Here is an 18,529-nt window from a genome sequence, read left to right on the forward strand (position 1 = left end):
TTCTTTTGCGTGAAGCATTTTCTAAGGATAGGGACGGCGCCGAGGCTTAGCCGCCCCCGCCATAGGCAACATAGGATTGCATCATGCTGCCTGCGAGCATGTACCAGCCGTCGATCAGCACGAAGAAGATCACCTTGAAGGGCAGCGAGATCATCACCGGCGGCAACATCATCATGCCCGCACTCATCAGCACCGAGGCGACGATGAGGTCGATCGCGATGAAGGGCAGGTAGATCAGGAAGCCGATCGTGAAGGCGCGCCGCAGTTCGGAGATCATGAAGGCAGGGACAAGGGTGCGCCAGCTCGCCTCCTCCGCTGTTGCGGGGGCGGGCGTCTCGGGCGTGGGTTCGGCGTTTTGCCCAGCTTCGTTGTCGCGGACGAGATCGGCGAAGAGCTTCAGATCCTTCGGGCGCGTATTGGCAAACATGAAGGCCTTGAACGGCGCGCCGATCCCGACGAGCGCCTGTTCCTCGGTCACCGTGTTGTTCAGAAGCGGCCGCAGCCCGCCGGTCCAGGCATCGTCGAAGACCGGCTGCATCACGAAGAAGGTCATGAACAGCGCCATCGCGCTCAGCACCATGTTCGGCGGCGTCTGGTTCAGCCCCAGAGCGGAGCGCAGCATCGAGAAGACGATCACGAAGCGGGTGAAGCTGGTCATGACGACGAGGACGCCCGGCGCGATGCTGAGCACGGTCATCAGCGCGATCAGCTGGATGATCCGCCCGCTCAGGCTGGCCGCGGCGTCGCTGCCCGGGGCGGCGTTGTTGAGCCCCTGCGCCAGATCGCCAAGCAAGCCGCCCGCCTCCTGCGCCTCGGCGCCGCCGCTGAACGCGAGCGACGCGGCGAGGGTCAGGACGAAGAGCGGCAGGCCAGCCTTCACTGTCAAAGATCGCTTCGCGAGGGTGGTCATCGTGTCGGGACGTAGTCTTTGACGATCTCGGTCAGGGTGACGCCGAGGCGGTTCTCGCCCACCTTCACCAGATCGCCGCGCGCGACGAGCCGGTCATTGATCACCACGTCCACCGGCTCGCCGATCTTTTTCTCCAGCTCGATGACTGAACCGCGGCTGAGGTTGAGCAGCTGCGAGATCGGGATGCGGCTCTGGCCCAGAACGATCTGAACCGAGAGCCCGACATTGAGCATCGCGTTGACGTTCTGCCCGTCACCGTCGCTCGCGGCCTGCTTGTTGGCGAGGCTGTGCAACAGACTCTCCGCGGCCGCAGCGCGGGCTTCGTCCTGCGTCGGCTGCGCTTCGGTTTCCGGCGTCTCAGGCGGTTGCGTGGATTCGGGCGTATCGTTGTCGGACATTTACACGGCTTTCCTGATTGGTGTGGCTTGGGGGGAGACGGTCTGGCGCAGAGCGATGAGGATGCTGCGGCAGACCGACTCGAAGCTGTAATCCATCACGCCGTCATCCCAGTCGGCATGGATGTCGCCATCGGCAAGCGCCGGGTCCGCGACGATGTTCAGGGCGGGGCTGTTCGGCCCGGCGCTGGCCTCGATCACCGGTGTCAGCCCCGCGACATTGGCAGGGGAGAGGCGGATCGTGAGGCTCGGTTTGCGCAGCGCGATTTCCATCGCCCGCCGGATCTGCGTCTCGACCCGCGCGGTCGAGCAGTTCTCGATGAATTCGGGAAAGACCTTCTCGCAAACGCGCAGCGCGAAGCCGCAAAGGTGCCGCTCCAGAGCGGCCTGATGGGCGAACTGATTGCCCAGAAGCGTCGCGATCTCAGGGGCGAATTTCTCCAACGCCTCGGTCTGGCGCGCCTCGAGCGAGGCCATGATCTCGGCGCTGGCCTCGTTGCGGCCCTGCGCACGGCCCGCCTCGAACCCCTCGGCGCGCGCAGCCGCCGCTGCGGCATCGAGATCGGCCTGGGTGAACACTTTCAGCCGTTCGGCGGCGCGGCGGGCATCTTCCGCCTGCAGCTCTTCATCGAAATCGCGCTGGAAAACCGTCATCTCACGCCTCGTTCAACAGCCAGCCACGCAGGACCTTCAGGGCCTCTTGCGGCTCGTCTTCGGCGATCTTCTGGATCGCGGAGACCTTGCGTTTCAGGATCGCACCGCTGATCGCGAAATTGGTGATCAGTTCATCATCCCCGGCGGGGTCGTAGCGCTCCGCACGTTGGACGGGGGCTGCGGGCTCGGCGGCCTCCTGCGTGCGGGGTGCGACGGCGTTGGCGGGCGTTGCGGGCAGGTTGTTGCTCGCCGGCGCCGCTGCTTCCGCCTCGCCCTCGGGGGCTGCGAGCGCCCCGGCGCCGGGCGCCTCGCTCAGCCGAGCGCGTTCGCGGTCGGCCCGGTTCAGCAGGGGGCGCAGACCGAAGACAAGCACCGCGACCACGATCAGCAGGGCGAAGACCCAGCGCAGGATCGAGACGATATTGTTCGACAGGCGCTGCATCAGCGTCGGGCCAACCGGGCCGCCGACCTCCATCGAGTAATCGATGAAGCGCAGGCTATCGACGGAGACGGTATCGCCGCGGTTCTGGTCGTAGCCGATCGCCGATTTCACCAGCGCAGTAAGGCGGGCGATTTCTTCCGGCGAGCGCTGTTCGTATTTCAGCGAGCCGTCGTCCTGCACGTTGTAGATGCCGTTCACCAGCACGGCGACCGAGACGCGTTGCACCGCACCGGCTTCGGTCGTGGTCTCGCGCCGGGTGTTGCCGATCTCGTATTGCACCGACTCGCCGTTCTTGCTGCGGCTGTCGGTCGTGCTGCTCGCACCCGGACCGCCAAGCGCGCCGGGGATGTTGTTGCCGGTGTTCACGCCGGAATCGCCGTTCTGCACGCCCTTCTGCTGCTCGGCATTGTTCTGGGTGGAGCGAACGACCTGCTGATCGGGGTCGAAGCTTTGCTGCACCACGACTTCGCGCTGGTTGGACAGGTCGACATTGACCTGCACGCGGGCGTTGCCCGCACCGACGCGCGCCGTCAGGATCTGCTCGATCGAGCGCGCCATCCGGTCTTCGGTCGCGGCCTTGTTCGACTGGAGCGTCGCTTGCCCGGCCGCATCGGAGTTCTCCGCAAGGATCGTCTCGCCGCTGGCCGAGAGTACGGTCACCCGGTTGCCGTCGAGATTGGGCACCGCCGCCGCGATCAAATTGCGAATCGCCAGCGCTTCCTTGCGGCTGATCCCGCGAGAAGAGGCGGCGCGCACGATGACGCTCGCGCTCGGATCGGGGCTGGTGCGCGAGAAGGCTTCGCGTTCGGGCAGAACCAGATGGACGCGGGCGCTGCGCACCCCGTCGATGGTCTGGATCGAGCGCGCCAGCTCGCCCTCCATCGCGCGCAGCCGGTTCACATGCTGCATGAAGGTGTTCATGCCGAAGCCGCTCGCATTGTCGAACAGCTCCCAGCCGGGTTCACCATCCACGGGCAGATTCTTCTCGGCCAATGCCATTCGGGCGCGGGCGATATCGCCCTCGGGCACCGACACCGCGCTGCCATCCGCGGATAGTTGCGTCTTGAACCCTGCCTGTTCGAGCGTGTCGACGATTCCCGCGGCGCTGGAGGGTGAAAGCTGGCTGTAGAGCAGCTTGTAGCTCGGGGCCGTCACGACCGAGAGGCCGAAGACCAGCGCGAGAACGCTGACGACACCGACAGCCCCAAGCATCAGGAGCTTGCGCCGTCCTAAGGATTGAAGGTTCTGCAAGAATTGCTGCACGGCGAACACCAGTTATTCTTAATTGATCCTGTAGAGGCTATTCTATCTTTGTATTGCAAGTAAAGTGCGGATGTATATACTTCACGACATCCAGTTGAGATCGGATTTTATCTTTAAATTCGACGAAGAGAGGCGCGATAGCCGATGATTGATGCGGCCATTGATGAAGAAGAGGTTGCCGAGGCACCCGAAACGCGCTGGCGGACCTTGCGCGACCATAAGCGTCTCGTCATGGCGGCGGGTGCGCTCGCGGTCGTCGCCATGTTCTGCGGTGGCTTCGTGGCCTTCGGCGGCGTCTCGGCGCTCACCGGGGGATCCGCTGCAGAATCGGCCGGGCATGGGGCCTCGGGCGCTGCTGGCGCGGATGCGCTGCTGGATTTCGACGACATCGTGGTGAACATCACCGAGACGACCGCAGACGGCACGCCCGCTGCGCGCTACCTCAAGATTCACCTCGCGCTGGTCTATCCCGAATCGCCGGATGCCGAGGCCAAGATGGCCGAGAAGAAACCCTTCATCCGCGACACCTTCACCGGGTTCCTGCGTCAGATGACGGTCGAGGATCTGCGCGGCAGCATCGGCCTCATCAAGCTCAAGGCGGAACTGCTCAAGCGCGCCCGCGCGGTCGTGGGCGACGACACGCCGAGCGAAATTCTCATCAGCGATCTGGTGGTGCAGTGACGATGGCGGAACAGGCGGACATGGCGAGGGCGGCCACGACAACGGCAGAGGTCGAAGACGAGATCATCCGCATGTCGATGCTCAATTACGAGCGTCTGCCGATGCTGGACGTGATCTTCGAACGCTTCGTTCTGTCCTTCTCCAGCTCGCTTAAATCGCTGACCGGCTCGGTGCTGGATGTAACACTGGGCGAGGTCGAATACCTGCCCTTCGCCGACGCGATGAAAAGCCTGCCCAAACATGGTTTGATCGCGGTTGCGCAGGCCGATCCCTGGGATGACCAGTTTATCCTTTCGCAAGATCCGGTCTTCCTGTTCTCCGCGCTCGAACTGATGCTAGGCGGACAGCCGTCGGGCCGGGCGAAGGATGCCAAGCACGGTTTCACCACGATCGAGCGCCGAATGGGCGAGCAGGTCGCCGAACGTATCCTTGCCGATATGGCGGTGGGTTTCCGGCAGATTTGCGAAGTCTCATTCCAGGTCGACCGGATGGAGAGCAATCCGCAATTCGCCAATATCGCCCAGCCCAACAGCCCGACGGTCCGCGTGCCGCTCAAGGTCAGTCTCGACGGCTATGATGGCGAGGTCCACCTGATCCTGCCCTATGCGACGCTCGAGCCGGTGCGCCCGCTGCTCACCAAGATTTTCTTCGGGGATCGGCTCGGCGCGGATAGCTCGTGGCGCACGCAGCTGAAACAGAAGATCGAAGGGTCGTCGGTGGCGCTTACCGCGCAGCTGCACGAGCTGGTGGTGCCGATGCGCGAGATTCTGGACTGGAAAGTCGGGGACACGCTCGATCTGCGGATCGACGACAGCCATCCGGTCCTGTTGCTCTGTGCTGGGAGCCCGGTTCTCGAAGGCGAAATGGGCAAGAAGCAAAACGGGTCGATGGCACTGAAAGTGACCGCGAACCTCATGGGAAAGGACGAGTGGAGCAATGATGTCGATGCTGATTAACGCGATTATTCTCGTGTCTCTTGCCGGGCTGATGGCCTATGGCGTGGTCATCACGCGGCGGGTGAAAAAGCTCATGCTCGTTCTCGAAGAGATGGAGCCGCTCGTCGCGGCCTTCTCCGCGGCCGTGGACAAGTCGCAACTCTCCGTCGAGGAGATGAAGGACGCGGTCGCCGAGGCGCAGAAAGCGCCGGCGCCCGAACCGTCAGCCGCGCAAGAGGCCGCGCCCGCCCTGACCTTCAACTCGCGCCGTGCCGCGCCGAAAGCGCCGATGGGGCTGACCCGTGTGACCGGCAAGGCCGAGCTGGTGAAAAGCTTCTTCGAGCAGACCCGCGTGCGCCGGGAGGCGCAGGGCCAATGGTGAAGGGCCGTCCGCTTCAGGTTCTCGTGGGCGTATTGCTCCTCTCTGGCGGTGCTAAACTCGCGACCAGCCTTCCCTCCGACATGATCCCGTTCCCGGATTCGCTGTTGCAGGCCGCGCTCGCAAGCGGGGCGGAAAAGGACGCCGCCGCGACGCCGGCGCGCGATGCCTCCGCCGATGCGACCGGCGGCTGTGGACCGACGCCGGAAGATCTGTTGATGTCCGTGCGGCAGGAACGTGACCTCCTCGCCGAGCAGAAGAAGAAACTCGACGCCCGCAGCGCCGAGATCGAGCTTGCCAAGCAGGGGCTCGACACCCAGTCGCAGCATCTGACCGAGTTGAAGGACAAGGTGACCAAGCTGCTCGACAAGGTCGACAAATCGCATAGCGACGACGTCGATCGCCTCGTGTCGATCTACAAGAACATGAAGCCCGCGGCGGCGGCGTCGATCATGAACGACCTCGATATCGAGGTGACGGTCATGGTGCTGGCCACGATGAAGGAGCGCGACGTCGCCCCGATCATGGCCGAGATGAACCCGGTGCGCGCGCGGGCGGTCTCCAAGATCATTCTCGAGCGCTCGAAGCTGCCGGGCGACCAGAAGCTGGTGAACGTCAAGCTCAACTGAACCGCGCGGGCGTCATGCTCCGTGCATCGCGGCGCAGTTGTTGCTGATTGGGGAAAGGGGGCGCGCAGCCCCCTTTTTTAATCTTCGTCGACCCGCAAAACCGAGCCCTTCGGCGGCGCACGGCGAATGTTGCGGCGCAGGTCCATGACGTAGCCGATGATCTCCGCGACCGCCTGCCAATGCTCGACCGGCACCGTGTCATCCACGTCGATCGTGGCGTGAAGCGTCCGGGCGAGGGGCTTGTTCTCGACGATCGGCACCTCGTTCTCGCGCGCGATCTGGCGGATGCGGGCAGCCACGGCATCGGCCCCTTTCGCGACGCAGACCGGCGCGGCGTCGCTGCCCTGTTCATATTTCAGCGCCACGGCGTAATGCGTCGGGTTCGTCACGATCACGCTCGCGGTCGGCACCGCCTGCGCCATGCGTTGACGGGCCCGCTGGCGCGCGATCTCGGCGCGGCGGCCCTTGATCTGCGGATCGCCCTCGGAATCCTTCATCTCGTCACGGATTTCCTTGAGTGACATGCGCAGCTTGCGCCGCCATTCGAACCGTTTCCAGATGATATCGCCGATGGTGATCGGCACGAGAAAAACCATCGCCGCGCTCAGCAGCCAGCTCGCCCAATGAGCCGCGTAGCTCGGGATATGCTCTGGCAGGAAATTCTCGCCCTGCCAGATCCCGGTGACCGCGCGTTTGGCGACCCAGAGCGCCAGCGCGCCGATGACCAGAACCTTGGTGATGCTTTTCGCGAATTCGACCAGCGCGCCGGGCGAGAACATCTTCTTGAGCCCCCCGAGCGGCGAGAGCTTCGACAGTTTCGGCTTCATGCGCTCGGACGAGACCACGGTTTCGCCCTGGATCAACACGCCGAAAACCGCGGCTAGAAGCATCACCCCGAAGATCGGGGCGGCCCATCCCGCGATCTCGCTGAAAAGCAGGCTGAGGATGTCGCCAATATCGCGCGCACCTGCCGATCCCTGGCCGATCGTCACCTGGCCCGCCCCGGCGAAGACCTGACCGAGCGACGTCATCGCCCGGCCCGCGACGACCGGAAGGATGAACACCACGATCATCAGCAGCGAGAAGACCGACATCATGTTGCCGGTCTCGCGCGAGGAGGGAACATCGCCTTTCTCGCGAGCCGATTTCAGCCGCTTGTCTGTCGGCTCTTCGGTCTTGGAGGATTTGTCCTGTTCGTCGCCTTCGGCCACGGCGCACTCCTTAGGGTATGACGAAAGTGCCGAGCCAGTCGGTGAACTGGCCGAGGAAGACATGCAGCATGCTGGGCGAGGCCGCCGCGAGGATCAGCAGGCCCGACGCGATTAGCGCAGGCGCTGCGACGAAGAAGACTGGCAGCGCGGGCATCATCCGGTTCGCAAGCCCCATCCCGAGATTGAAGATCAGCCCCATGACGAAGAAGGGCGCAGCGATCGCCGCCCCGATATAGAGGCTGGCAGACGCGGCTTTGACGATCTGCTTCGCCATGTCGCCCAGCAGCAGCGTGCCCGGCGGGAAGACGTCGTAGGAATAGAGTAGCGCACGGATGATGATGTGATGCGTATTCGTGACGAAGATCAGCGCAACGCCGGAGATCAGCAGGAAACTCGCGATCATGGTGGAGCCCTCGAATGAGCCGAGGCTCGGCGCGAACGCATTGGCGAGGCCCGAGACCTGCCCGGCCTGATGGCCCGCGAATTGCAGAGCGCTGAACAGCACCCGCGCGGTCAGCCCGATCCAGAGGCCAGTGGTCACCTCGAGGCCAAGGTAGATGGCAAATGTCACGAGATTGTCGGGCTGCATCGGCATCACCGGCGTCGCGGGGTAAAGCGCGAGGCTGAACACCACCGCCATCGCCAGACGGCTGCGGGTCGGCACCTGCATCTCGCCGAAGCCCGGCATGAACATCAGTGCGCTGCCCAGTCGGGCAAACACGATGAAGTAGCCGAAGAGCTGCCCGTCGAGAAATGCGCTGAGCCCGCTCACCCGTCAGGCCCCGATCGTCCCGACCGTCTTCATCGCGGCCTTCCGGTGCACCTCGTTATGCGAGATCACCTGCGTCATCGGGCTCACGCGTTCGAGCATCGAGCGGACATAGCCACGCACTTCCGGCGCGACCATCAGCGCGGGCCATTCGTCGCGTGCCGCGTGGCGCTGGATTTCCTGACGCGCTTCCAGCACGAATTCCTGCACGCGCTGCGGCGACATCAGGAAGGTCCGGTCCTTGCCGTTGATCTTCACCGCCTCGCCGAATTCATGCTCCCATGCCCCCGACATGGTCAGCACCGGCACGAAGCCCGAACCATCCGCCAGCGCGCGGCAGATCTGGTTCGCAAGGCGGGCGCGGACCCGCTCGGTGATTACGGCGGGGTTGGTGCTCGACGGCGCGGCCTCGGCCACCGCCTCGATGATCAGCGGCAGGTTGCGGATCGAGATCCGCTCGGCCAGCAGCGATTGCAGCACCTGTTGCAGCAGAATCTCCGGCGCGGAGTTGGAGATGTCGCTCGCGAGTTTCTGGTAGTCCCGGTCCAGCTCGGCCAGAAGCTTCTTCACCGCGCCATAGGTGAGCAGTTCGGACATATGCTCCTTGATGATCTCGGTGAGGTGGGTGGTGATCACGCTCTCGGGGTCGACGACCGTATGACCCTGCTGTTCGGCCTCGGAGGCGCGCGCCGGATCGATCCAGACCGCGCTCAGCCCGAAGGTGGGCTCCTTGATCCGCTCGCCGGGCAGCTTCACCTGATCGCCGGACGGGTCGATCACCATCACCAGATTGGGACGCAGCTCGCCTTTCGCCGCTTCGACGCCCTGTACGAGGATCGAATAGCTGTTCGTCGGCAGCATCGGGTCGTCCTTGATGCGCACCGAGGGCAGGACGAAGCCGTAATCCTTCATGAAGAGGTTGCGCAGGCTTTTAACCTTGCCAGGCAGGGCGGCATCCATGCTCGAGATCAGCGGCACCAGCCCTGCGCCGAGGCTGAGGCGCAGCTCGTCGAGCTTGAGCTGCTGCTGCGTCGTCTCGGCCGAGGTCACTTCCATCTGGGCCGCGCGGGCTTCCGCCGCCGCCGCGTCGCTGGCGCGCAGGGCGGCCTGTTCCTGCATCACATAGCCCAGCCCGGCGAGCAGCCCGGCCAGCGCGAAAAACACCACGATCGGGAAGCCGGGCAGCAGGCCGATCCCGAACAGCAGCACCGCCGCCATGTAGAGCGCCTTGGGGAAGTTCGAAAGCTGCCCCAGCACCGCCTCGTTCGCCGCGCCTTCGGTGCCGCCTTTCGTGACGATCAGGCCTGCCGCCAGCGAGACCACCAGCGCGGGGATCTGTGTCACGAGGCCGTCGCCGATCGTCAGAACGGTGTAATTGCCCGCCGCCTGAGAGACGCTCAGCCCGTGCTGGACGACGCCGATCAGGATGCCGCCGACGACATTGATCAGCGTGATGATGATCCCCGCCACCGCGTCGCCGCGCACGAATTTCGACGCACCGTCCATCGCGCCGAAGAAGCCGCTCTCGTCCTCCAGCTCCTTGCGGCGGCGCTTGGCCTCAACCTCGTCGATCAGCCCGGCACCGAGATCGGCGTCGATCGCCATCTGCTTGCCCGGCATCGCGTCGAGCGAGAACCGCGCGGAGACCTCGGCGATCCGGGTCGAGCCCTTGGTGATGACGACGAAGTTGATCACCACGAGGATCGCGAAGATCACGATCCCGATCACGAAATCCCCGCCCACGATGAAGCGCGAGAACCCTTCGATGACGCCGCCCGCCGCGCCGGGCCCGGTATGGCCCTGGCTGAGAATGAGCCGCGTCGAGGAGATGTTGAGCGACAGCCGCAGCATCGTGACGACCAGCAGCAGCGTCGGGAAGGAGTTGAATTCCAGCGGCTTCGGGATCCACAGCGCCACCATCAGGATCAGCACCGACAGCGACAGCGAAATCGCGAGGCCGAAATCGAGGATGATTGGCGGCAGCGGAACGAACAGCATCCCGAGGATCAGCGTCACGCCAATCGCGAAGCCGATATCGCGGTTCTTGATGCCAAGCCCTACGAGGTTCTTGCCGAAACTGGTCTGATTTTGGCTCATCGCTCGCTCAATTCGTTCGCGTGAAATTGGGAAGCACGGGTTGCAGGTCGTTGGTCGAATAGATCGACAGCCGCATGTCCTGATCCGCCGTCAGGTCGGCCGACCAGAAGACAGGCAGTTTCCGGCGCGCGGGGCGCGGCGAGGTGCTCGGCGCGGGCGTGTCCACGGGGGCGGCCCCCGCGAGCTGGACGAAATAGTCGCCGCGTTTCTGCGCGACCGCGAGATTGCGTTTCAGCGCGGTCAGATAGGTCTGGCGCGCCTCTGGCGTGAAAGAATGATACGAGCCCGCGGCAATCCACCAATCCCCCGTCCGCCGGTGCAGATCGACCAGAAATCGCGCGGCATAATCCACATTCGCCGCCGGATCGAAGGACTGCGCCAGCGAGTCGAAGGCGTCCGGGTGCCATTTGCGGTTCACCTGCATGCAGCCCGTATCGATCGAGGAGACGCCCGCGGCCTGTTTCTGGCGCACCCACGCCATCGCCGCCTCGCGGCTGTCGAAAATCCGGCCCTCACCCGCGGCGTTGACGCTCCACGGCCAGACGGTCAGGCGCCCTTCGTTGCGAAACCCAGCCTCCTGCAGCCCGATCGCGAGCAGCAGGTTGTCGGGGATTCCGTAGCGGTCCTGCGCCGCGAAAATCTGGCGCAGGCATTGCTGGTCATTGCCGAAGGTGGAGGGGAGGGGCATCGTTGCCTCGGGCACGCTCGGGCGGCTCGAGGTGTAGAACCCCGCCCAGCCTTCGGCCCGTGCGGGGCCAGTCGTGGCGAGGCTCGCAATCGCAAGCGCGGCCAGGGATTGAAACCACCCCGCCCGCGCCATCACGCGGGTCCGTTCATGATGAGATCGAAGACGGTGTCCGACAGGTGCGACAGCGTTGCGTAGATGAAGGGCAGGGCAAGCACGAGACCGACGAAGATCGCGACGATCTTCGGCACGAAGGTCAGCGTCATCTCCTGAACCTGCGTCAAAGCCTGAAAGATCGCGATGCCGAGCCCGACGATCAGCGCCAGCGCAAGAATGGGGCCGGCCCCCATAAGGATCGTCCAGATCGTGTCCGACATGATCGCATAGACATCGGCTTCTTCCATGTCGCCCCCGCCTGCCTCAGATCGGCATCCGCATGATTTCCTGATAGGCCTCGACCAGCTTGTCGCGCATCGCCACCGTGACCTTGACGGTGGATTCCATCGCCATGGTCGCCTCGACAACCTGCTGCGTGCTGGCCTGCCCGGTCAGACCTGCCTGCGCGGTCGTATCGGCCGTGCGCATCGTCTGCACCGCCTCTTCGGCGGCGCCTTTGAGCATGTCGCCGAAGCTCTGCCCGGCGGATTTGGCTTCATGTGCGGAGGCCGGGCCGCCGCTCAGGCTGCGCGAGGCGCCATAGGCGCCCCGGATCGCTGCATTGGAGAGGACTGGATCGCTCATGCTTCACCTATTTCAGAAGGTCGATCATCTCGCGGCGCATCTGGCGGCCGGTCTCGAGCATGTTCAGGTTGGCTTCGTAGCTGCGCGCCGCTTCACGCATGTTGCTCATCTCGATGATCGGATTGACGTTCGGCAGTTTCACGAAGCCCTCGGCATTCGCAGCCGGATGGGCGGGGTCGTATTTCAGCACGAAATCCGACGTGTCGCGGCCGACATCGGTCACATCGACCATCGAGGCGCCCGAGGCGTCATCGACCAGCTCGCCGAAGGAGATGGTCTTGCGGCGATACGGATCCGCGCCCGGCGTCGAGCCGGTCGAATCCGCGTTGGCCACGTTTTCGGAGACGACCTTCAGCCGCTCCCCCTGCGCCCGCAGCCCGCTTGCCGCGATCGCACCGATTGATTTCAGAGGGTCCATGCTCATGGTTGTCTCCTCGCGTTATTCCTTGCCGCTGGCGGCATTGAGAAGTTGATAGGCCTTGCGATAAAGGTTCGCCGCCAGCCGGTATTGATCGGCATTCTCGCTCGCCATCACGGATTGCTGCTCCAGCGCCACGTCATTGCCGTCGAGGCTGCTGTCCCACGCGCCGCTGCCGCCCACGGTTTCGACCGTGGTTTCGTGCAGCGGGCCGCCCGCCGAGCGGTTCGCGTCGCTCTTCTCGAGGAAGCTCTGGAAGTCGGTCACATCCCGCGCGCGATAATTCGGCGTGTCGGCATTGGCGATGTTCTCGGCCAGCACCTTCTGGCGGGCCGCAAGCCACTGCATCCGATCCGATGCGAGGTTAAAAAAGGATATCGTATCAAGTTTCACGTTGGATCGCTCCGTTTTCATGGATAGTATATCGGTATGGGAATTGATTGGTAGGGTTTATCCTTGTGAATACGATTTTTTCTTCCTTGAATTATGCGGTTGATGAGGCCGACGAGGCAAGAATTGTCGGCCATGTCCATTCGGTCACGGGCCTGTCGCTGACTGTCGTCGGGCTCGAACGCGCGATGGGAATCGGTCAGCGGTGCATCGTGCACGGGCGGCGCGGTCCGATTCTGGCGGAAGCGGTCGGGTTGAACGAGGCGGGAACCCGCGTTCTGCCGTTCGGCAGCTGGGATGGCGTCTCGGTGGGAGATCGGGTCGAGCTCGACCAGCACGGCGATCTGATCCATCCCGATGAAAGCTGGATCGGTCAGGTCGTGGATGCGCTGGGTCGCCCGGTGCGCAGGGGCACCGGCTGGACCCCGGGCGAGACGGCGCGCGACCTCAAGGCCGCCCCGCCGCGCGCCTTCGACCGCAAGCGGGTCGGCGCGAAGCTGGAGACGCAGATCAAAGTCTTCGACATCTTCACCCCGATCTGTCGCGGCCAGCGCATGGGTGTCTTCGCGGGCTCGGGCGTCGGGAAATCGACCCTGATGGCGATGCTTGCGCGCAATACCGACACGGATGTGATCGTGATCGGGCTGGTGGGCGAGCGCGGCCGCGAGGTGCAGGACTTCATCCAGAACGATCTGGGCCCCGAGGGAATGGCCCGCGCGATCGTCGTGGTGGCGACGGGCGACGAGCCGCCCTTGCTGCGCCGTCAGGCGGCCTGGACTGCGACGGCGGTGGCCGAGCATTTCCGCGATCAGGGCAAGCAAGTGCTGCTGCTGATCGATTCCGTTACCCGCTTCGCGATGGCGCAGCGCGAGATCGGTCTCTCCGGGGGCGAGCCGCCGACCACCCGGGGCTATCCGCCGACCGTCTTCGCGGAGCTGCCGCATCTTCTGGAACGGGCCGGGCCCGGCGTCGAAGGGGCGGGCGACATCACCGGGCTCTACACGGTTCTGGTGGATGGCGACGACATGAACGAGCCCATCGCCGACACCGTGCGCGGGATCGTGGACGGCCATATCGTGCTCGACCGCCACATCGCCGAGCAGGACCGCTACCCGGCGGTGAACGTGCAGAAAAGCATCTCGCGGATGCTGCCTGACTGCCACACGGATGCAGAGTATCGCATCATGCAGGCGGCCCGGCGTGCGCTGGGGAAATATGCGGATATGGAGGATCTGATCCGGGTGGGCGCCTATCGCCCCGGCGCGGATCCCGACACCGATGCCGCGATCCGGTTCCACCAAAGCGCGACGGTGTTCTTCTCGCAGCGGAAATCGGAGCAGCTTGGGTCGATGCGGGCCTTCGCGGAAACCTACAGGCTGCTACTGGAGGCGGGGTTCGACGTGCCGCTTCCCGAAGAAGTGGATGGCGAGGGCGCGTAAGCCCTCGGTCCTGAGCGCCCCTTAAAGCGCGGCGATCTCGGAGAGCGGACCGCTCCAGTCGCCAAGCTGCGTCTGGCGATGAAGTTGCAGATTGCCATACCAGCGATCCGGGCTTCCGTGACGGCCCCAATACCACATGCAGGCCGCCCCTTTCGGGATCAGCACATGGCTGTCGGGATGCCCCAACGCGCCGCAGACATGGGCGGTGGTGTTGTCGATGCTCACCACCCGGTCGAGCGCCATGATCTGCGCCGCGAACCCGTCGAGATCGGCGAGCTGGTCGATCTCTGGATCGCCGAAAAGTGTCAGATCGGGGCGCGTGCGGGCGGCCTGTGCAAGCTCTGCTTCCCGGTCGCCATATTGCAGGTTCACCACCAGCGCACCCTCGGGCAGCGCCGTCAGCAGGGTGTCGAGCGCGAGGGAGCGATGCGCGCCGGTGATCGGGTCGTTGCTGTGCCAGGCGATGCCCACGACCGGGCCGCCTTGCGCCATCTCGCGGTAGCGGGCGCGGATCGCCTCGACCCGCTCGGCATCCGCACGCAGATAGCCGCCCAGCGACTGTTCCGCGAGCGCCTCGACGCTGAGATAGCGCACCAGATCGCCCACGAAGATCATCTCTTCCGGCGCGACGTTCATCTTGTCGACCTCGGTGGTCTCCGCGAAATCGACGCCAAGGCCGCAGCGCTCGATCAGCGGCTTCATCCTTGCCTCGCCCACGAAAGTCACCTTCGCCCCAGGGGGGAGGGGGGCTCGGTCGATGATCGGCAGCAGCGCAAGCTGATCGCCGATCCCCTGCTCGTCGACCAGAAAGAGACGCTCGCGCGCGGTGAGGCGATCGGGTTCGGAGTTCTCGTAGGGAATACGGCGGCGGTTCGCCTCGGGTTGGCGTCCCGCGTAGTAAGGCGCGCCGCCAGCGAAATCGCCCTGTCCCATCAGGAAGGTGCCATAGGCGCGCTTCACCCAGAGCCCGCCGCCATCGACAAGATGCAGCGCCTCCCGGAAGGCAATATGCGCCTCATGGAACGCCTCGCGGTCGAGGTGGCAATTGGCGGAAAACCCGAGGGCGCGCTGAAACTGGGCCGGATCCTGGAAGCGATGCGAGAGGGTTTCGAGCGCGCGCGGGATGTCACCCAGCGCCCGCAGCGCGGCCATGCGCAGAGTCACGACGTCGTCGCGATGCGCGTTCGTTTTCTCAAGCTCGGACAGCAGGGCGTCGGCTCCGGCGATGAGGCCCTGATAGTCCTGCCGGAAAAGTTTCGCCTTGAGCAACCCGATCCGGTGGGAAAGGGGCTGCGGGGCGAGACGCGCGGCTTCCTCATAGGCGGGCGCGGCCTCGGCGTTACTTTCGCCGGAGGCAAAGGCATCGGCGGTGATGAGCCACATCTCGGCCGTTTTTATGCGTTGAGCCATCTTGCGCAGATTTCGTCCGGCCGTGGTCGACCGGTCGAGCCGCCCCATCAGATCGGCATAAAGGCGGGCCATCGGAACGTCTTCGCTGCCACGCTCGATTGCCTGCGCGAACAGATCGATGGCCGCGAAGATGTCGGCCTTCAAAACCCGCGCTTTGCCTAGCCCCGCCAAACCCATCGCATCGGTGGGCGCGATCAGCAGCGCGCGTTCGAAGAACTGCGCGGCCGCCTCCGCTTCGCGGCGATCCAGCGCGACGGTGCCAAGCACGAGCCACGGGTGGCGGTTGGCCGGGTGGGTCTGGCTGACCTCATGCGCCAGTCGCGCGGCTTTCGGGCCGTCGGCCGCAGCCAGCGCCTCATAGGCTTCGTGCATCGTCAGTGCCGCGGCGCCATCAGCGATGCCGTAATACTTCGACGCCTTGGCGGTCCGGGCGCGCCGGTCTCTGCGCGAGAGGGTTGTCTGGGTCATGCGCGTTCCCTCGGAATGGCGAAGTAGTCGATCGAGTGGACGTAGAACACGCTGTCGATCAGCACGTAGTCATGCGCGCGGCACCACTCCTGCGCGAAGGCAAGGAGATTGTCGCGGCGGGTCTCGACCCAGATCAGCGGGCGGTCGCGCGCGATCAGCGCCTCGGCCCCGGCGAGCACATCGAGCTCCATCCCTTCGGCGTCGATCTTGAGGAAATCGGCGCGGGCATCGGTCATCAGCGCGTCCAGTGTCACGACCTTCAACTCGCCCGCCTCATCGGCGACCAGTGTCGTAGCCCCGAGGTTGTTTTCCTCCGTCGTCTCGGCGCGGAAACTACCCTCCGCACGGCCCACGCCGAAGCCCATGCCGCGCCGGTCGATCAGGTCTCCGATCCCGTTTGCGGCGATATTGCCGTCCAGAAGCGTCAGCGCCGCGGGGTTCGGCTCCACCGGATAGATGCGCGCCGGGTCCAGATGCTGCGCATACCAGACGACGTGATTGCCGATATTCGCGCCGACCTCGACAATATGCGGGTGCGCCACGCCGATCAGATCGCGCAGCTTCTCGAGCGAGCTATCCTCGAAGAACCGCCCCTGCAGATGGGTGTTCTGGATGATGTCGAGCGGGTTGGTGATCTGCATCTTCGCAGCCACGCCCTGATAGTCGAGCTGCGCCCAGACCGGATCGCGCTCGACCGCGTCAGCCCACATCCGTTCGACCTGCCGGGCCCAATCGGCCCCCGTCGCAGAGCGCGGACCGGTGGAATGCTGGTCGCGGCGATTGACGAAGAAAATCTCGGGGCGTTTCGCGCAATTCCCCGTCTGCCAGAGTTGCAGGTAGAGCTTGTAATCCTCGCCCGTATCCATCGCTTCATCGAAGCCGAAGCGCGCGACCAATTCGGTGCGGATGAAGGCGCCGATCTGAACCGCGAAGAAGGGGGGCGTGGCGAGAAACTCCGCGTAGGCGGAAATCTCGGCAGGCTGGCCGTCGCGCAGCTGCGGCTCGCCCGCCGCGTCGAATTCGCAGATCAGACCCCAAAGCGCGTCGAGATTAGGCTCCGCTGCAAGGCGCGCGCCGAAGGCCTCGAAGGCATTCGGGGTCAGCACGTCGTCCGCATCGAGGAAGAAAATCCACTCGATGCCTGCCTTCTGTGCCTGCCGGATCGCGGCGTTGCGGCGCGCAGACCGGCCGTGAAGCCCTTGGGTGTCGTCCATCGCGTAGTGATGGATCTGGTCGAACGGGCCCTTGGAAAAGCCGATCGCGGTCTCGACGGAGGGCGCGCAGCTCTCTTCGAACAGCGCGCGGTGGCCGGGGCCGATGGGGGTGATGATGGCGCAATCCATGGCTCAGCGCTCCTCGCCGGTTTGTTGATCCGTAAGCGACTGGAAGACGGATTCGCGGATCGTATCGAGCGAGACCTTCCGCGCCTCGCCATGGCTGAGCGCGGGCGTCAGGCCGAGTTGCAGCGCCAGCGCCGAGAAGAAGATCAGCGCCGCACCGCCCAGCATCGTGCGCATCTGCGGCTTCGCGCCCGCGCGCTTCGCCGGGAGCTTGCCTGTCTCTTCGCGCAGCGGTGCGGCGAGGGGGGCGGCCGGTTGCTTCGCGGCTTCGGGAGCGATGAAGATAAAGTGGTCGAGCGCGGTCAGTCGCGCCGAAAGCTGGGTCCGCCGTAGGGTCGCAAGAAGCGAGGCGGGAAAATGGTCTGCGGGGGCGTGAATCTGACCGGGCAGGGCGGTCGCGCCCTGTCGCGCCAGTTCGGCGACCGGAATGGCGAAGCTGTGCAGATCGTCCCGGAAATAGACGTCCCGCACCCCGAAGCTTTGCGCATCGGCACCGGCGTCTTCGATGGAAATGCGCACGGTGTCGGCGCTCAGGCTAATTTCGCAAGTCGCCATCAGGGCCTCGGCCCGGTGCGTATCGCTCAACCGCCGGAAGCCGGGCGGACCGCCATCTTCGCCGCTAGCGCGCGCGGCCTCTGCGTTGGCACGTGGCGGGGGCGCGGCGATCTTGCTTGCGGGCGGCGTGGTCGTGGATTGCTCCGGGTTCAGCTCCGACAGAAGCCGTTCCACCTCGCGCATCGCGGGCGAGACCGAGGCCGATTTCGCATCGGTCAGCGCTTCCGGGTCGAGCCCCTCATCGGCGGCATAGGCGAAGTTGATCGCGTAATCGCGCGCGATCTCGGGAAGATCGTCGGTCTCATGCACAAGCGACAGGATCTTCTGCTCGTCGGAAAACAGCATCCGCCGGGTCCGGTAACCGTCGGTCTTCGGAATGACGCTGAACTCATCCGCGCGCCAGTTCATCGAGCGCGCGAGTCGGGGCAGGACGCGCTCGGCCTCGCTTGCGTGAAAGACCAGCATCGCGCAGCCGCCTTCCGGGTCGAGGCCCACAGCCAGACACATCTGCTGCGGCCATTGCTGGAACAGATGGCGCAGGTCCTGCTCTTCAAGCAGAAAGGCTATGGCTTCCGCGCTGGCGCTCATGAAATGCCCTGAATGCAAGATCCGTGTTGGATTGAACCTATCTATTCATGGATAATCGGTCAAGTTTCCTTGTTAAGCCTCCGAAATATTCGATTTATGCTTAATCTTGCTCGCAATATCGGCATTTATA

At 64.7% G+C, this 18,529-nt stretch carries 20 protein-coding genes; 5 read left to right on the plus strand and 15 right to left on the minus strand.

What is annotated here, in order from left to right; genetic code table 11:
• Positions 1-46 precede the first annotated feature (46 nt).
• Genes fliP through fliF form a run of 4 tightly spaced genes read right to left on the minus strand, consistent with a single transcriptional unit; the run spans position 47 to position 3,652 of the window.
• Positions 47-868 carry a flagellar type III secretion system pore protein FliP gene (fliP, locus tag F8R15_RS14730; protein ID WP_253732665.1) on the minus strand — a complete coding sequence of 274 codons (822 nt, stop codon included), beginning with the start codon at positions 866-868 and terminating at the stop codon, positions 47-49.
• A gap of 38 nt (positions 869-906) precedes the next feature.
• On the minus strand, positions 907-1,308 hold the full coding sequence (locus F8R15_RS14735) for a FliM/FliN family flagellar motor switch protein (RefSeq protein ID WP_152845099.1): 402 nt from the start codon (positions 1,306-1,308) through the stop codon (positions 907-909).
• Positions 1,309-1,959, minus strand: coding sequence for a FliH/SctL family protein (locus F8R15_RS14740; protein ID WP_152845100.1), 651 nt, complete (start codon positions 1,957-1,959; stop codon positions 1,309-1,311).
• Position 1,960: 1 nt separating this feature from the next.
• Positions 1,961-3,652 carry a flagellar basal-body MS-ring/collar protein FliF gene (gene fliF, locus F8R15_RS14745; RefSeq protein ID WP_306461404.1) on the minus strand — a complete coding sequence of 564 codons (1,692 nt, stop codon included), beginning with the start codon at positions 3,650-3,652 and terminating at the stop codon, positions 1,961-1,963.
• A 156-nt stretch (positions 3,653-3,808) separates the two neighbouring features.
• Here fliF and fliL point away from each other — a divergent pair, with 156 nt between their 5' ends.
• From fliL to F8R15_RS14765, 4 genes are read left to right on the plus strand one after another with little or no spacing between them, the layout of a single operon-like run.
• A complete protein-coding gene (gene fliL, locus F8R15_RS14750) occupies positions 3,809-4,345 on the plus strand; it encodes a flagellar basal body-associated protein FliL (protein ID WP_152845102.1) in 537 nt (178 codons plus the stop codon).
• Between the two features lie 2 nt (positions 4,346-4,347).
• Positions 4,348-5,301 carry a flagellar motor switch protein FliM gene (locus F8R15_RS14755; RefSeq protein ID WP_152845103.1) on the plus strand — a complete coding sequence of 318 codons (954 nt, stop codon included), beginning with the start codon at positions 4,348-4,350 and terminating at the stop codon, positions 5,299-5,301.
• Complete coding sequence (locus F8R15_RS14760; RefSeq protein ID WP_152845104.1) at positions 5,285-5,662, plus strand: flagellar motor switch protein; 378 nt, start codon at positions 5,285-5,287, stop codon at positions 5,660-5,662. Before F8R15_RS14755 ends, F8R15_RS14760 begins: the two co-directional genes overlap by 17 nt.
• Positions 5,656-6,288 (plus strand): MotE family protein, encoded by a 633-nt coding sequence (locus F8R15_RS14765; protein WP_152845105.1) that lies wholly within the window; start codon positions 5,656-5,658, stop codon positions 6,286-6,288. The genes F8R15_RS14760 and F8R15_RS14765 overlap by 7 nt, the downstream gene beginning before the upstream one ends.
• 77 nt (positions 6,289-6,365) lie before the next feature.
• Here the strand turns inward: F8R15_RS14765 and flhB are convergent, their stop codons facing one another.
• Genes flhB through F8R15_RS14805 form a run of 8 tightly spaced genes read right to left on the minus strand, consistent with a single transcriptional unit; the run spans position 6,366 to position 12,602 of the window.
• Positions 6,366-7,499 (minus strand): flagellar biosynthesis protein FlhB, encoded by a 1,134-nt coding sequence (gene flhB, locus F8R15_RS14770; protein ID WP_368731056.1) that lies wholly within the window; start codon positions 7,497-7,499, stop codon positions 6,366-6,368.
• A gap of 10 nt (positions 7,500-7,509) precedes the next feature.
• Positions 7,510-8,271, minus strand: a complete 762-nt coding sequence (locus F8R15_RS14775) for a flagellar biosynthetic protein FliR (protein WP_368731057.1) — start codon at positions 8,269-8,271, stop codon at positions 7,510-7,512.
• A gap of 3 nt (positions 8,272-8,274) precedes the next feature.
• Entirely contained in the window at positions 8,275-10,365 is a 2,091-nt protein-coding gene (gene flhA / locus F8R15_RS14780) for a flagellar biosynthesis protein FlhA (protein ID WP_152845107.1), read from the minus strand.
• A 7-nt stretch (positions 10,366-10,372) separates the two neighbouring features.
• Entirely contained in the window at positions 10,373-11,185 is an 813-nt protein-coding gene (locus F8R15_RS14785; protein ID WP_152845108.1) for a lytic transglycosylase domain-containing protein, read from the minus strand.
• A complete protein-coding gene (gene fliQ / locus F8R15_RS14790) occupies positions 11,185-11,454 on the minus strand; it encodes a flagellar biosynthesis protein FliQ (RefSeq protein ID WP_078521954.1) in 270 nt (89 codons plus the stop codon). Before fliQ ends, F8R15_RS14785 begins: the two co-directional genes overlap by 1 nt.
• A 16-nt stretch (positions 11,455-11,470) precedes the next feature.
• Complete coding sequence (locus tag F8R15_RS14795; protein WP_078604329.1) at positions 11,471-11,791, minus strand: flagellar hook-basal body complex protein FliE; 321 nt, start codon at positions 11,789-11,791, stop codon at positions 11,471-11,473.
• 7 nt (positions 11,792-11,798) lie between these two features.
• On the minus strand, positions 11,799-12,209 hold the full coding sequence (gene flgC, locus F8R15_RS14800) for a flagellar basal body rod protein FlgC (RefSeq protein WP_078522122.1): 411 nt from the start codon (positions 12,207-12,209) through the stop codon (positions 11,799-11,801).
• A gap of 21 nt (positions 12,210-12,230) precedes the next feature.
• Complete coding sequence (locus tag F8R15_RS14805) at positions 12,231-12,602, minus strand: flagellar basal body protein (RefSeq protein WP_198453236.1); 372 nt, start codon at positions 12,600-12,602, stop codon at positions 12,231-12,233.
• Between the two features lie 86 nt (positions 12,603-12,688).
• Here F8R15_RS14805 and F8R15_RS14810 point away from each other — a divergent pair, with 86 nt between their 5' ends.
• On the plus strand, positions 12,689-14,038 hold the full coding sequence (locus tag F8R15_RS14810) for a FliI/YscN family ATPase (RefSeq protein ID WP_152845109.1): 1,350 nt from the start codon (positions 12,689-12,691) through the stop codon (positions 14,036-14,038).
• 21 nt (positions 14,039-14,059) lie between these two features.
• On the opposite strand, the gene F8R15_RS14815 is transcribed toward F8R15_RS14810, so the two are convergent.
• The 3 genes from F8R15_RS14815 to F8R15_RS14825 are packed head-to-tail and all read right to left on the minus strand — an operon-like array spanning position 14,060 to position 18,399.
• Complete coding sequence (locus F8R15_RS14815; protein WP_152845110.1) at positions 14,060-15,916, minus strand: hypothetical protein; 1,857 nt, start codon at positions 15,914-15,916, stop codon at positions 14,060-14,062.
• The gene (locus F8R15_RS14820) at positions 15,913-17,259 is read right to left on the minus strand and encodes an FkbM family methyltransferase (RefSeq protein WP_152845111.1); all 1,347 of its coding nucleotides are present in this window, start codon (positions 17,257-17,259) and stop codon (positions 15,913-15,915) included. The genes F8R15_RS14815 and F8R15_RS14820 overlap by 4 nt, the downstream gene beginning before the upstream one ends.
• Before the next feature lie 3 nt (positions 17,260-17,262).
• Entirely contained in the window at positions 17,263-18,399 is a 1,137-nt protein-coding gene (locus F8R15_RS14825) for a hypothetical protein (RefSeq protein ID WP_152845112.1), read from the minus strand.
• Positions 18,400-18,529 lie beyond the last annotated feature (130 nt).

This window comes from Thioclava sp. JE_KL1 (assembly GCF_009296265.1).
In the GTDB taxonomy this organism is placed as follows: domain Bacteria; phylum Pseudomonadota; class Alphaproteobacteria; order Rhodobacterales; family Rhodobacteraceae; genus Thioclava.

Coding starts and splice junctions, on each gene's coding strand:
- F8R15_RS14735 (WP_152845099.1), bottom strand. CDS start 1,308: ATGTCCGACAACGATACGCCCGAATCCACGCAACCGCCTGAGACGCCG.
- F8R15_RS14740 (WP_152845100.1), bottom strand. CDS start 1,959: ATGACGGTTTTCCAGCGCGATTTCGATGAAGAGCTGCAGGCGGAAGAT.
- fliL (WP_152845102.1), top strand. CDS start 3,809: ATGATTGATGCGGCCATTGATGAAGAAGAGGTTGCCGAGGCACCCGAA.
- F8R15_RS14755 (WP_152845103.1), top strand. CDS start 4,348: ATGGCGGAACAGGCGGACATGGCGAGGGCGGCCACGACAACGGCAGAG.
- F8R15_RS14760 (WP_152845104.1), top strand. CDS start 5,285: ATGTCGATGCTGATTAACGCGATTATTCTCGTGTCTCTTGCCGGGCTG.
- F8R15_RS14765 (WP_152845105.1), top strand. CDS start 5,656: ATGGTGAAGGGCCGTCCGCTTCAGGTTCTCGTGGGCGTATTGCTCCTC.
- flhA (WP_152845107.1), bottom strand. CDS start 10,365: ATGAGCCAAAATCAGACCAGTTTCGGCAAGAACCTCGTAGGGCTTGGC.
- F8R15_RS14785 (WP_152845108.1), bottom strand. CDS start 11,185: ATGGCGCGGGCGGGGTGGTTTCAATCCCTGGCCGCGCTTGCGATTGCG.
- fliQ (WP_078521954.1), bottom strand. CDS start 11,454: ATGGAAGAAGCCGATGTCTATGCGATCATGTCGGACACGATCTGGACG.
- F8R15_RS14795 (WP_078604329.1), bottom strand. CDS start 11,791: ATGAGCGATCCAGTCCTCTCCAATGCAGCGATCCGGGGCGCCTATGGC.
- flgC (WP_078522122.1), bottom strand. CDS start 12,209: ATGGACCCTCTGAAATCAATCGGTGCGATCGCGGCAAGCGGGCTGCGG.
- F8R15_RS14815 (WP_152845110.1), bottom strand. CDS start 15,916: ATGACCCAGACAACCCTCTCGCGCAGAGACCGGCGCGCCCGGACCGCC.
- F8R15_RS14820 (WP_152845111.1), bottom strand. CDS start 17,259: ATGGATTGCGCCATCATCACCCCCATCGGCCCCGGCCACCGCGCGCTG.
- F8R15_RS14825 (WP_152845112.1), bottom strand. CDS start 18,399: ATGAGCGCCAGCGCGGAAGCCATAGCCTTTCTGCTTGAAGAGCAGGAC.